This window comes from Lacinutrix sp. Hel_I_90, assembly GCF_000934685.1.
Taxonomy (GTDB): domain Bacteria; phylum Bacteroidota; class Bacteroidia; order Flavobacteriales; family Flavobacteriaceae; genus Lacinutrix.
In genome coordinates, this window is the sequence record NZ_JYNQ01000001.1 from 3,137,501 (window position 1) to 3,151,135 (window position 13,635).

12 protein-coding genes and 1 tRNA gene (1 of these 13 running past the window's edge) are annotated in these 13,635 nt (G+C 34.5%); 9 read left to right on the top strand and 4 right to left on the bottom strand.

The annotated features are described in order from the left end of the window. Positions 1-1,722 carry the 3' portion of a helix-turn-helix domain-containing protein gene (locus tag GQ46_RS13815; protein ID WP_044403187.1) on the top strand. The gene continues 711 nt to the left of window position 1, outside the view, so only the last 1,722 of its 2,433 coding nucleotides appear in the window; its start codon lies beyond the left edge, outside the window; it ends in the stop codon at positions 1,720-1,722. A 243-nt stretch (positions 1,723-1,965) separates the two neighbouring features. Here the strand turns inward: GQ46_RS13815 and GQ46_RS13820 are convergent, their stop codons facing one another. Then, on the bottom strand, positions 1,966-3,264 hold the full coding sequence (locus tag GQ46_RS13820) for an OmpA family protein (RefSeq protein ID WP_044403190.1): 1,299 nt from the start codon (positions 3,262-3,264) through the stop codon (positions 1,966-1,968). A gap of 329 nt (positions 3,265-3,593) precedes the next feature. Further along, the gene (locus GQ46_RS13825; protein WP_044403192.1) at positions 3,594-4,736 is read right to left on the bottom strand and encodes an acyl-CoA dehydrogenase; all 1,143 of its coding nucleotides are present in this window, start codon (positions 4,734-4,736) and stop codon (positions 3,594-3,596) included. A 92-nt stretch (positions 4,737-4,828) separates the two neighbouring features. Between GQ46_RS13825 and GQ46_RS13830 the strand changes: the two genes are divergently transcribed. The 8 genes from GQ46_RS13830 (at position 4,829) to GQ46_RS13865 (ending at position 12,120) form a co-directional block, all read left to right on the top strand. Next, on the top strand, positions 4,829-5,893 hold the full coding sequence (locus GQ46_RS13830; protein WP_044403195.1) for an anhydro-N-acetylmuramic acid kinase: 1,065 nt from the start codon (positions 4,829-4,831) through the stop codon (positions 5,891-5,893). A gap of 185 nt (positions 5,894-6,078) precedes the next feature. Then, positions 6,079-7,305, top strand: coding sequence for a Glu/Leu/Phe/Val dehydrogenase dimerization domain-containing protein (locus tag GQ46_RS13835; RefSeq protein ID WP_044403197.1), 1,227 nt, complete (start codon positions 6,079-6,081; stop codon positions 7,303-7,305). 3 nt (positions 7,306-7,308) lie between these two features. After that, positions 7,309-8,703 (top strand): sodium:proton antiporter NhaD, encoded by a 1,395-nt coding sequence (gene nhaD / locus GQ46_RS13840; RefSeq protein ID WP_044403199.1) that lies wholly within the window; start codon positions 7,309-7,311, stop codon positions 8,701-8,703. Between the two features lie 50 nt (positions 8,704-8,753). Further along, complete coding sequence (locus GQ46_RS13845) at positions 8,754-9,443, top strand: MotA/TolQ/ExbB proton channel family protein (protein ID WP_044403201.1); 690 nt, start codon at positions 8,754-8,756, stop codon at positions 9,441-9,443. Positions 9,444-9,453: 10 nt separating this feature from the next. Further along, positions 9,454-9,846 carry a biopolymer transporter ExbD gene (locus GQ46_RS13850; protein WP_044403204.1) on the top strand — a complete coding sequence of 131 codons (393 nt, stop codon included), beginning with the start codon at positions 9,454-9,456 and terminating at the stop codon, positions 9,844-9,846. 13 nt (positions 9,847-9,859) lie between these two features. Beyond that, positions 9,860-10,762 (top strand): hypothetical protein, encoded by a 903-nt coding sequence (locus GQ46_RS13855; protein ID WP_044403207.1) that lies wholly within the window; start codon positions 9,860-9,862, stop codon positions 10,760-10,762. 1 nt (position 10,763) lies between these two features. Then, positions 10,764-11,981 carry a folylpolyglutamate synthase/dihydrofolate synthase family protein gene (locus GQ46_RS13860; RefSeq protein ID WP_044403209.1) on the top strand — a complete coding sequence of 406 codons (1,218 nt, stop codon included), beginning with the start codon at positions 10,764-10,766 and terminating at the stop codon, positions 11,979-11,981. Positions 11,982-12,045: 64 nt separating this feature from the next. Further along, a tRNA-Val gene (locus GQ46_RS13865) sits at positions 12,046-12,120 on the top strand. A gap of 109 nt (positions 12,121-12,229) precedes the next feature. On the opposite strand, the gene GQ46_RS13870 is transcribed toward GQ46_RS13865, so the two are convergent. Continuing rightward, positions 12,230-13,183, bottom strand: coding sequence for a transposase (locus GQ46_RS13870; RefSeq protein WP_044403212.1), 954 nt, complete (start codon positions 13,181-13,183; stop codon positions 12,230-12,232). 19 nt (positions 13,184-13,202) lie between these two features. Further along, complete coding sequence (locus GQ46_RS13875) at positions 13,203-13,556, bottom strand: transposase family protein (protein WP_044403214.1); 354 nt, start codon at positions 13,554-13,556, stop codon at positions 13,203-13,205. Between the last annotated feature and the right edge of the window lie 79 nt (positions 13,557-13,635).

Sequence of the window (13,635 nt, forward strand, 5' to 3'; positions counted from 1 at the left end):
ACACATAATAATAGAGCAGAACAGACTAATAATACTGAGTTGAACAAATTAAAAGGAAAGTCTCATAAATATGCCGCGCGTATTGAAGGTAAGTTTCCAGAGTATTCCTATCCCAATAAGGAAGAATTAACTTTAAAAGTAGGTGCTCAAGTAATGTTTATTAAAAATGACAGTTCAGTAGATAAGCGCTATTTTAATGGAAAGATTGGAAAAGTTATTTTATTAGACAAGGATGAAGTCGTTGTTAAATGTCCAGATGACGCGTATAATATTGTTACTACACCAGAAGTTTGGGAAAATATAAACTACTCAGTTGATGCTGAAAGCAAGGCTATCACTGAAAATAAAATTGGCTCATATACACAGATGCCTTTGCGATTAGCCTGGTCTATTACCATCCATAAAAGTCAAGGCTTAACTTTTGAAAGGGCCATTATTGATGCGCAAGGTGCTTTTGCTCACGGTCAAACCTATGTCGCTTTAAGTCGTTGTAAAAGTTTAGAAGGCCTAGTGTTGAAAAGTAAAATAAGTTCCAGTCAAATTATTAGTGATAGTAATGTTCTTTCCTTTAATAAAATGACCGAAGAGAATCAACCAGACGCAAGTGTTTTGCAACAATCAAAAGCTGAGTTTCAGCTTAATTTGATTTCAGAACTGTTTGATTTTTACAAGTTTTTATATCCAATAGGGAGAATGCTGGATATCTATTATAAAAATAGAACCAGTATTGAAGGTAAAATAGAAGAACCTTTAAATGAAATTAAAGACTGTATTACGAATTTATTGAAAGTAGCTAATGGGTTTAAAGCACAATTAAGGGACTTATCTGAAATTGCATTAACACCAGAATCAAGTAAAGAAATTCAACAACGTTTTACGAAGGCTATTAAATATTTCGAAACAGAAACTAAGGCTAAAATTGCTGAGCCATATAAGGTGTTTGGATTTACTACGGATAATAAGGCAATAGAAAAGGATATTAATAAGCAATTAGATACTTTTGAAGATCAGTTGGCAACGAAACAACTATATTTCTCAAATTTAGCTAATAAGTTTGATGTTTTAACCTTTTTAGAGTTACGTGCTAAATCAGTATTTCTTGCCAAAGAGAAACCTAAAAAACCGAGAAAAGCTGTTATAGATGGCACGACTAATGTTGAGTTATTTGAGCTACTTCGAGAACTCCGTAATGAAATAGCTCAAGAAAAGGGATTAGTTCATTTTCAAATTTTTACTCAAAAAGCATTATATGAAATGTGTGAAACGTTGCCAATTAGCAAAAAACAATTATTAGAAGTCAATGGTTTTGGAAAAGTAAGAGTAGAAAAATATGGTAACGCTATTCTTAAGGTCATCAAAGATTTTTGTGATGAAAATGATATTGAAACTTTAGATGAGACTGATGTTTTTGAAAAAAAAGGCACAGGTAAAAAAGGAGACACCAAGAAAGAATCTTTAGCGTTGTTTAAAAAAGGTAAGTCGGTTTCTGAAATTGCTCATGAACGAGGATTAAATGAAAATACAATTAGCGGACATTTAGCTAGTTTTATACCCACTGGAGAAGTGAAAATAACAGATTTAATTTCTGAACTGCATTATAATGAACTAAAGGATATTATTCCTAAACATCAATTTGAAAACCTCTCAGATTTAAAAAATCAAATTGATAATAAATTTAGTTATGGAGAAATTAGATTGGTGTTGAATGCTTTAAAAGAGTGACATTCCATGGTAAATTCACTTGGCATTTTATATCAAGTGATATCTTACTTAATTTTACATTATTATAGTATGTAGACCACCCTTAGTTTTCAGTATAGGGTTTTGTTAATATAAAACCTTTAATGCTGTATTGTTATAAATTTTCCCTGAAAATGTATCTATTCTATGACCTAAGCTAAGGGGTTAAATTTATCAGTCGAATAGACTTGAAAAAAAGTTAAAAGAGTGGTCGTTTTTACATAGCTATAGTTTTAAAAATTCTACCCTACGGTTTTGTTCCTTTCCTGCTGCAGAGGAGTTGTCTGCTATTGGATTAGACGCTCCTTTACCGTCAGTTTGTATCCTAGCGCTATTAATGCCAAATTTGGTAACCAAAGCAGCTCTTACAGATTTTGCTCTTTCTTCTGAAAGTTTCTGATTACTAACTAAGTTTCCGTCGGAATCTGTGTGACCTATAATTAGTATTCGCATATCGGGGACACTTTGCATAGCTTCACCAACTTCTTTTAAAATGGCTTCACTACCACTTTTAATGGTTGCTGAACCGGTATTAAAGAGTATGGCGTTTGTAGAAAGTTTTCCTTCGGTTATCAGCTTACTACGATTATCTTGACCAGTCTTGGCTATTCTAAAATTATTAATGTGTATTTCATCAAAATTCCTGTCATCGCGTAAGCCTCTTGTACCTATTTTAAAATTCGTAATGCCATCTGGTACAAGTCTTGGAGTGTCAACAATTTTGTTTTCATTCAGCCAAACACGCATTCTGGTTTTATTCACCTCAATTGAGATTTTAGATGCGCCTTTAATACTATTACGATAATCTTTATCAATTTTATTCCGCATTTCTCGAGATCCGTTGGTTACTTTTTCAATAGATCCAGGCGAGTCAATAAATTGGCATGGCGAAAGTTCAACCATGCACCAATTTCTTCCTTTCTCATATTTATTGTTGTTTGATAAAAATAAGGTGAGCATCGCTTGAGAACTTGTTTTGTTATCCAATCCGGTGGTAAGTAAATCAAACTCAATGGTGTAATTTTCAGGAAGATTTTTTGAAGTCATTGGTAAAAACATAGACTTGTTTGCAAGACGGAACCATTTTTCTCCATTTACTGTAACTATTTCACCAGAGCCGTTGGTATCCCATTTTGCAGGAAAGTCTCCTGTATTATCTTTACTAAAATTGTCCTCAAAAAGGACGATATCTCCTGGTGTAAAGTCAAAAGTTGAATGCACTTGTGGTCTTGACTTGTTAATTGGGCTGTTTTCAGATTCAGATGAAGCGCCACCAATAGAAAATTCTTTATTGCGGTTTTTTTTGCGATTACCCCGTTTTTCTTTCTTTGATTTTTTTGGCGCTTCTATAAGGGTATCTAATGTGCGATTCGTACTTTTTTCTGTCTCGCGTTCTACTCTGCGTTCTATAGTTCTTTCTGCTGCTTTTTCTGCTTTTTTACCCAGTTTTTTCCAAATCTGTGCATAGCTCATTGTTCCCATTAAAAGCAATAATACTATGAATGTCTTCTTTAAAATTTTCATGATTATTTATTTGTTGTTACACTTCTTTTAACCTTAATATTTAAATCATGAAAAGGTTAACAGTGATCTTTCATTTATTTTAAAAAAGAATAGTAAACACGTACAAAAAAATAGAGTTATTGATATAACGTGTTGTATATAGTGGAAATAGTAATGTAATAAACAAAATATGGAAAAGAAAGACAGTGTAAGTAGTTCTCGACAAGGATAGAATTCCAAAAATTACAGAGCAGATGCTTGAAAGGCATTGAAGAAAGGGCTATTATAAAATAAAAAAAAAAGCTATTGAATGTTATCAATAGCTTTTAAAAGGCATATAATTTGATTTATTAGGCTTTAATAACACCTCGAGAAATGACTATTTTCTGAATTTCAGAAGTCCCTTCGTAAATTTGAGTAATCTTAGCGTCGCGCATCAAACGTTCTACGTGGTATTCTTTTACAAAACCATTACCACCGTGAATTTGTACAGCTTCAACAGTGTGTTCCATTGCTACTTTTGAAGCGTATAATTTTGCCATAGCACTAGACATATCATAGTTATTGCCTTGATCTTTATCCCAAGCAGCTTTCATGACCATATGTCTCGCCGCTGAAATATCTGTATACATGTCGGCCAATTTAAAAGCAATTGCTTGATGATTGCAAATTTCGGTTCCAAAAGCCTTTCGTTCTTTCGAATATTTAAGCGCCAATTCATAAGCACCTTGAGCAATTCCTAAAGCTTGAGCAGCAATACCAATGCGTCCACCAGATAAGGTTTTCATAGCGAATTTAAAGCCAAAACCATCTTCCCCAATTCTATTTTCTTTTGGCACTTTTACATCGTTAAATTGTAAGGTGTGCGTATCACTACCGCGAATTCCTAATTTGTCTTCTTTAGGTCCAATATCAAAACCTTCCATGCCTTTTTCAACAATGAAAGCGTTGATTCCTTTGTGCCCTTTGTCTCTATCTGTTTGTGCGATTACTAAATAAACATCACTACGACCACCATTAGTAATCCAGTTCTTTGTTCCATTTATAATATAGTGATCCCCTTTATCAATTGCAGTTGTTGTTTGAGACGTTGCATCACTTCCAGCCTCTGGCTCACTTAAACAAAAGGCACCAACAAACTCACCAGTAGCGAGTTTTGTTAAATATTTTTGTTTTTGCGCCTCGGTACCATAAGATTCTATACCATAACATACTAAAGAATTGTTTACCGAAACAATTACAGAAGCAGAGGCATCAATCTTAGATAATTCTTCCATGATAAGAACATATGATGTCGCATCCATTCCGCTTCCCCCGTATTTAGGATCAACCATAATACCCATGAATCCTAATTCTCCCATTTTACGAACTAATTCTTGTGGGAATTCCTGTTTATTGTCACGTTCTATAACACCAGGCAATAATTCGGTTTGAGCAAAATCGCGAGCGGCATCGCGTAGCATTAAATGTTCTTCGGTAAGGCTAAAATCCATAATATAATTAATTAGTTTATTTAATAAAATAAGAGTGCAAAGATAACTCTTAAATCGCTTTTTTTCAATAGATATTCTTATTTTTACTTTATATGATAAAAAATGAATACCATGTTATTGGTGTAATGTCTGGAACCTCATTAGACGGAATTGATTTAGCGCTTGTTACCTTCTCTTTCAATAATACATGGACCTTTAAAATTAACAGTGCCGAAACAGTACCGTATTCGGAAAAGTGGCAACTCGAATTAAAAACACTAATCAATCACTCAAAAGAAGCGCTCTATTTGATTGATCAATACTATACTGATTATTTGGCTGATATTATTAATCAATTCATTTTAAAACATAGTATAAATACTATTGATGCTGTATGCTCTCATGGCCATACAGCTTTGCACCAACCTGAACATCAATTAACCTATCAAATAGGAAACCTGCCACAGTTGTCTAGAAAGGTAAAACAAACAGTAGTTTGTGATTTTAGAGTTCAAGATGTGGCTCTCGGGGGACAAGGCGCCCCGTTAGTTCCTATTGGTGATGAATTGTTGTTTGTAGATTATGACTATTGCATTAACCTTGGTGGTTTCGCAAATGTTTCAACTAAAGAGCAATCAAAACGAATTGCTTTCGATATTTGCCCTTTAAATATAGTCTTAAACAACTATGTTTCAGCCATGGGCCTCAAGTATGATGCAGAAGGCGTTCTAGCTTCCAAAGGTGAAATAAATACAGCATTATTAAACAAACTAAATAACCTAGACTTTTATAAAAAGTCTTACCCAAAATCCCTAGGGTTAGAATGGGTGAATACTATAGTATTTCCTATAATTGACAGTTATAACCTCTCAGTAAAAGACATTCTAAGAACCTATGTCGAGCATATCGCTATTCAAATCTCTGAAGTTATAAACCAAAAACAAAAAGCTTCTGTTTTAGTTACTGGCGGCGGCGTTTTTAATTTGTTTTTGATCAATAGAATTAAGGAATTAAGCAAAAATCAAATTAGTATTCCTTCCAAAGAAATTATCGAATTCAAAGAAGCATTAATTTTTGCTTTCTTAGGCGTTTTGAAGTTGCGAGGAGAAAATAATTGCTTAAGCAGTGTAACTGGAGCGATAAAAGACCATTCTTCAGGTAAAATATTTCAGCTATAGCTATTAATAAGCACAATTTAATAATAAAAAAGAACTTTACTTTTTAAAGCTATTTTTTGTTTTTTATATTTGTTGAAACTAATCAAAAAAAACACCTTTCCAGATGAATCAACTTTAGCTATTCTCCACATAAATTTCGAAAATTAATTTAAAAAAAAAGTTAAAGAAGATTCAATAAAATTTAGATGAAAGAATTATTAAAAAAGTACGAAAATAAAGAGCCGGAAATAATATTCAACTGGAAAGATCCCGAAACAGATGCAGAGGGTTGGACTGTTATCAACTCACTTCGTGGCGGTGCAGCAGGAGGAGGAACAAGAATGCGCAAAGGGCTCGATATTAATGAGGTTCTGTCACTTGCAAAAACGATGGAAGTTAAATTTACGGTATCTGGACCAGCAATTGGCGGCGCTAAATCGGGGATTAATTTTGACCCTAAGGACCCAAGGAAAAAAGGCGTTTTAGAACGCTGGTACAAAGCGGTTTCACCCTTGCTTAAAAGTTATTACGGCACTGGAGGTGATTTAAATGTTGATGAAATACACGAAGTTATTCCCATTACAGAAGAATCTGGTGTTTGGCACCCGCAGGAAGGTGTTTTTAACGGACACTTTAAACCTACTGAAGCTGATAAAATTAATCGGATTGGACAACTGCGTCAAGGCGTAATTAAAGTCATAGAGAATCCAGGCTTTTCTCCAGATGTGGTAAGGAAATATACCGTAGCAGATATGATCACAGGCTATGGTGTTGCCGAGGCAGTAAGGCATTATTATGAAATTTATGACGGCAGTGTCGTTGGAAAACGTGCTGTGGTTCAGGGTTTTGGTAATGTGGGGTCAGCAGCAGCTTATTACTTGGCTCAAATGGGAGCTAAAGTGGTTGGTATTATTGATGTATCTGGCGGGGTTATAAATGAAAATGGATTTTCTTTTGAAGAAATAACTAATTTCTTTTTAACCAAAAACGGCAATACCTTAGCGACTGACAACATGATTCCGTTTGCTGAAATGAATGAACGAATTTGGTCATTGCAGACTGAAATTTTTGCACCTTGCGCGGCATCCCGTTTAATTACACAAAATCAAATTGATCAAATGATTTCTACAGGATTAGAAGTCATTTCTTGTGGGGCAAATGTGCCATTTGCGGATAAAGAAATATTCTTTGGAAGCATAATGGAACATACTGATGAAAGAGTAAGCCTCATTCCAGATTTTATATCCAATTGCGGAATGGCAAGAGTCTTTGCTTATTTTATGGAACGCAAAGTACAGATGACGGATGAAGCGATTTTTAGCGATACCTCAAATATTATTAAAAAAGCAATTCAAAACGTTTACGATAAAAACCCTAATCCTACAGAATTAAGTAAAACAGCATTTGAAATTGCACTAACACAACTTGTATAAACTATGGAAGCAGTAATCATTCTCGTATTTGTCTTTGGCTATTTGGCAATTACTTTAGAACACAGTATAAAAATAGACAAATTAATACCTGCACTCGTAATGATGGCCATAAGTTGGGCACTTATTTCTTTGGGAATTGACTCGTTTCCAAATTGGTTTGACTCAGCAAAACATGCTTTAGTAGATAACTTTCCCGCTTTAGGACATGAAGAAAAGATGCATTTAATGGAGGAAACATTATTGCATCATTTAGGGAAGACCGCTGAGATTTTAGTGTTTCTATTAGGCGCCATGACTATAGTAGAAATTATTGATTATTTTGATGGTTTTTCAACTATTAAAAACTTTATTAAGACTAAAAAGAAAAGTAAAATTTTATGGATTTTTGCTTTTCTTGCCTTTATACTATCTGCAATTATCGATAATTTAACAGCAACTATTGTACTAATTTCAATTCTACAAAAAATAGTAAAGGATAGAAATGTTCGTATTTGGTTTGCAGGTTTAATTATAATTGCAGCGAATGCAGGTGGGGCTTTTTCACCAATAGGCGATGTAACAACTACAATGCTTTGGATAGGTAATAAGGTTTCTACAGGACATCTTTTTGGTTACTTGCTATTGCCTTCATTAGTATGTATGCTGTTGCCTACATTAATTGCTTCTTTTCTTCCTGCTTTTAAAGGAAATCTTGATATGGATGATAGTGCTGTCGAAAAATCTAAAAGTCGTTTCAGTTCTACTATGTTATACTTAGGTCTGGGTGCTATTGTTTTTGTACCTGTATTTAAAGTGTTTACGCATTTACCACCTTACGTTGGTATGATGCTATCCCTAGGTGTTGTCGCTATTTTTGCAGAAATTTACAGTTCTAGAAAATTTAGTTTAACAGAAATCGATGACGATGTTAGTGAGGCGCACGCCCATCACAGTCCAGTACACCATTCTTTATCTAAAATTGAACTACCAAGTATTTTGTTTTTCTTAGGAATATTAATGGCTGTAGCCGCTTTAGAATCTTTAGGCACATTATTTGGTTTCGCCTCTTCCCTACAAGAAAATGTACCTATGTTAGGTACAGAATTGCACCATTCAGGTGTATCAGATTTAGTGATTATTTTATTAGGAATTGGTTCTGCTGTGATTGATAATGTACCTCTGGTAGCAGCTAGTTTAGGAATGTTTTCAGAGCCTATGGATAATGAGTTATGGCACTTCATCGCCTATTCGGCAGGAACAGGTGGTAGTATGTTAATTATTGGATCAGCTGCTGGAGTGGTTGCTATGGGAATGGAGAAAATTGATTTCTTCTGGTATCTAAAAAAGATTTCATGGTTAGCATTTATAGGTTTTATAGCAGGAACACTTGTTTTCTTTTTTACAAGAACTTTATTTTAAACATACGCAATACAAAAAAGTAACGTTATACATTTAATAAACCCCAAGATATGATAAGTACATTTTTGCAAGATTCTGCACAAGGTGCAGAAGGAGAATCGGTTAAAAAAACATTGTCCATTATAGAGTTAGTGACTACAGGTGGAACAGCAGGAATAATTATTATTACAATCTTAATAGTACTTATGATTGTTGCAATTTATATCTATTTTGAAAGAATTCTCGCTATTAAAGAAGCTTCTAAAGTAGATGCTAATTTTATGAATCAAATTAGAGATTATGTCAGTAATGGTAAAATAGATTCAGCTCAAAACCTTTGTTCTCAGTCTAATTCTCCGGTTTCAAGATTAATTAGTAAAGGCATTTCTAGAATTGGAAAACCACTGGAAGACATTAATACTGCCCTTGAAAATGCAGGCCGTTTAGAAATATACAACCTGGAGAAAAATGTTAGTGTTTTAGCTACAATTTCAGGAGCTGCACCCATGATTGGATTCCTTGGAACAGTTATTGGAATGATACTCTCAATATTCGAAATTGCTAATTCAGGAGGCTCTATCGACATTAAAACTTTGGCAGATGGTTTGTATACTGCAATGACAACAACCGTTGGCGGTTTAATTGTGGGTATTATTGCATACATCTCATACAACCACTTAGTCGTAAGAACAGATAAATTGGTGTATCAAATGGAAGCAAATTCTTTAGAATTTTTAGACCTATTAAATGAACCGAGCTAAATCATAAATTATGAATTTAAGAGGAAGAAATAAAGTAACACCAGAATTCAATATGTCGTCAATGACGGATATTGTATTTCTGCTACTTATCTTTTTTATGATTGCATCTACACTCGTTTCTGCAGAAGCTATAGATTTATTGTTGCCTAAATCGACAAGTAAAACGACGCAAACAAAAAATGTATCAGTGAGCGTCAATAAGGACATACAATATTTTGTAGATTTAAAAGAAGTGCCTAAAGAAGGATTAGAAGCCGAAGTACTTGCGAAAATTGGTAAAACAGATTCACCAACAATAACCATACGATCAGATCAGGATGTTGAGATGAAACATGTAGTCTATATTATGGACATTGCTAATAGAAATAAAATAAAGTCCACATTGGCAGTAAAATCTCAGTAATTCATAACTTAGTATGAAATATCTAAATACAAAACACGAGCGAAACTCAGCAAAAATTACAACATTAGTAGTGTTGATTTTATTATTGTTGTTATTCGTTGTAGGGCCTTCGTATTTAGATCCGCCACCAGAATACGGGGTGGCCGTTAATTTCGGAAATTCAGCAGTTGGAAGCGGGGCTATTCAGCCTAACAAACCTGTCAAGTCAGAAGATTTAAACAGTAATGAGCTACCACAAGACGCTCAGTCTGAACCCCAAAAAGCTGAAGAACAAGATACTGAAGACACTAAAGAAGCCTCTAAATCTGAGCAAACAAAGGAAAATATTTTAACTCAAGAGTCTGAAGAAGCAATTGCTATTAAAAAAGCAGAAGCAGCTAAAAAAGCGAAGGAAGAGGCAGATGCTATGGCTAAAGCAGAGGCTGCACAAAAAGCTAAAGCAAAGGCAGATGCCGAAGCAAAAAAGAAAGCAGAAGAAGCTAAGAAAAAAGCGGAATTAGACGCTATTATGGGCGGCTTAAACAACTCAGAGGGTGAAACCACCGGTAGTCAAGGTAATGATAATCAAGTGGGCGATAAAGGACAATTAGATGGAAGCCCATATGCCCCAAGTTATTTTGGAGGCGGAAAAGGAAATGGTGGCGTTGGGTCTGGATTAGGTGGAAGAGGCCAAGGAAAATTTCAAGAGGTAAAACAACAATGTAATGAATCTGGTTTAGTTGTCGTTAGGGTTGAGGTAGATAGAAGTGGGCGGGTTGTAAAAGCAGAAGCTGGTGTAAAAGGAACGGAGAACACAGCGCCTTGTTTATTAGATCCAGCGAAGAAAATTGCACTATCTGGGAAATGGCCTGCAGATGCTAAAGCCCCTACAAGGCAAATAGGTTTTGTGAGTATAGACTTCAAATTAGGACAATAAAATGACCTATATCGATACCGTAAATTGGCTGTTTTCGCAATTGCCAATGTATCAAAATCAAGGTAAAAGTGCTTATAAGGTAGATTTGTCAAATACTATTTTATTAGTTAATCATTTAAATAATCCAGAGAAAAAATTTAAATCTGTTCATGTAGCAGGAACTAACGGTAAAGGCTCAACGAGTCATATGTTAGCTTCCGTTTTACAAGAAGCCGGCTATAAGGTTGGGCTTTATACATCACCTCATTTAAAAGATTTTAGGGAGCGCATAAAAATAAACGGAAAAGAGATTTCTAAGCACGCCGTAATTGCGTTTGTCAAACAGAACAAAACCTTTTTTGAAGTAAATAGCCTGTCTTTTTTTGAAATGACGGTAGGCTTAGCTTTCGATTACTTCGCTAAGCAAAAAGTTGATATAGCAATAGTTGAAGTTGGTTTAGGAGGTCGATTAGATTCTACAAATGTTATTATTCCAGAAGTCTCCGTTATTACAAATATTGGTTTAGATCATACGCAATTCTTAGGAGACACACTTGAAGCTATTGCAAAGGAAAAAGGGGGTATTATAAAAAATGGAATACCGATTGTTATTGGTGAAACTCAAAAAGAAACTGAGAGGGTCTTTAAAGCTTATGCTGAAGCTAAAAAATCAAAACTAGTTTTTGCAGATCAGGGAAGCGATATAAAATACATCAGTGATTTAAAAGGAAGTTACCAAATTAAAAACCGTAAGACAGTAGTTCACGTCATTGACCAACTTAAACACAAAGGCTTTATTATATTAGATAAGCATGTGCAAGAAGGTTTGCTACATGTTGTTAAAAACACAAAACTTAAAGGACGCTGGCAAATCATCCAAGAAAAGCCAAAAGTTATAGCAGATATAGCTCACAATAAAGAAGGGTTAACCTATACTATAACACAGCTTTTAGAAGAGGATTTTGAAAAACTACACATTGTATTTGGAGTGGTAAACGATAAGGATTTAGATTCAATAATCAATTTGATGCCAAAAAAAGCAATCTATTACTTTTGCAAACCAAATATTCCAAGAGGAATGGCTGTTGAAACTCTTCAAAGCTACTTTAGTCAAAAAGAATATGTAGGAAAGGCTTATGATTCTGTAAATGAAGCATATAAATCAGCATTAATGAATGCAAATTCAAATGATGTTATCTATGTTGGAGGGAGTACTTTCGTAGTGGCTGAAATAATTTGAAAATTTTTTTAAAAAAGCTTTTGCAGAACCAAAATCTCATGTATATTTGCACACCGAATAAGTAGGGCGACTAGCTCAGTTGGTTCAGAGCACTTGGTTTACACCCAAGGGGTCAGGGGTTCGAATCCCTTGTCGCCCACAACAAATAAAAATCCGATAACCGCAAGGTCATCGGATTTTTTATTTTAAGACTATTAAATCTTAGTTACATAAATAGAGAATAGCCGGATCAAGCCTAATAGTTGTGTTTATGCAAAAATTGTGGTTAATCTATAAAGAAAAAATTCTACATTTTTTACACCTCTAAACTGCGCTCTGAAGGCTTTTATTTTAGCATTGAAAGATTCTGCAGAAGCGTTGGTGCTTCGATTGATAAAATAGTTTAAGATAGAGCGATAGTTTATATGTATTGTATTTGCAATTGTATTGAATGCTCTAAATCCAGATTCTTCTACCTCCCTGTACCAATGTGCAAGTTTGGTATACGCTATCTTTATTGATTTTGCTGAGTAAAAGATATGCCTAAGTCCTTGAACTAAATCAAAAGCGGTTTTAATATCTGGATATTCACTAAACACTATTTTGCTTCTTAGGTACTGGCTTTCTGTCCAATTAGACGGTGCTTTGTAGAGTAAGTATCTACTTCTTGCTAGTAATTGTTTTCTTGTATCTCCCTTACTAAATACTTGTAAATTATAATTTTTATTTGTGAGCTTAGCCTGTTTTATTAGTTCGTTTTCTAAATCTATGGCGTCCCATCTGTGTTTAATTCTAATATCTTGCAATGCTTCAAGGGCTAGTTTCTGTACATGGAAACGGTCTGTAACTTGTATGGCTTTAGGGAAGCATTTCTTAGCTATCGTTTTCATTGAATTTGCCATATCCAGTGTAATCTCTTTAACTCTAGCTCTTTTCTTAGCAGAGATCTTCAATAGTTGTTCTATAATGGGCTCCACCTTGGTTCCTGCGAAGATGGCAACAATACTTCCTTTTTTACCTTTCGCTTTTTTGTTAGTAATGATTGTATAGAGTTCTCCCTTAGACAAAGCTGTTTCGTCAATAGATAAATAACTTCCTATATTCTCTGGAAAGATAAGCCACTCTTTAGCGTGGGACTTTTGCTTCCAGTCTTTGAAGTCGCTTAGATGGTCTTTATATTGTCGCCCAAGTTTCTTTCCATTAACACCATAAAAATGACCAATGGTATGACAATCTGAGGCTCTAGTATTGACTAATTTCTTTTAAAAAAGCAGCGAACTCGTTGGTCATACGTGTTCCCTGTGCTACTAAATTCCAGTCTCTCTGCACCACTTGCTTGGTGGTCTTGTCTAGCCATCTACGCCGTTTCACGTGCAGATACACTGTGTTTCCCCTAAGAGGAAAGTCTTGAATAGTCACTTCTTTATGGAATCCATGAGCGATTAATATACGCTTAGCTTCTTCTTTAGGAGTTACATTTCGTTCTTCAAAATAAAGATGCATGACTTCGCCATTTTTAGTGTTGTTAACTAAATCGAAGTGATTAATCAGAAATTCTGGAAGGATAAGTTTAAGTAGTTCTCGATAATGGTCCAAGAGTCTTTTTTTTTACAAAAATCCGAAAACTATATTAATTCACACACAACTTTTGAGATTGATCCGAATAGCCTTCATC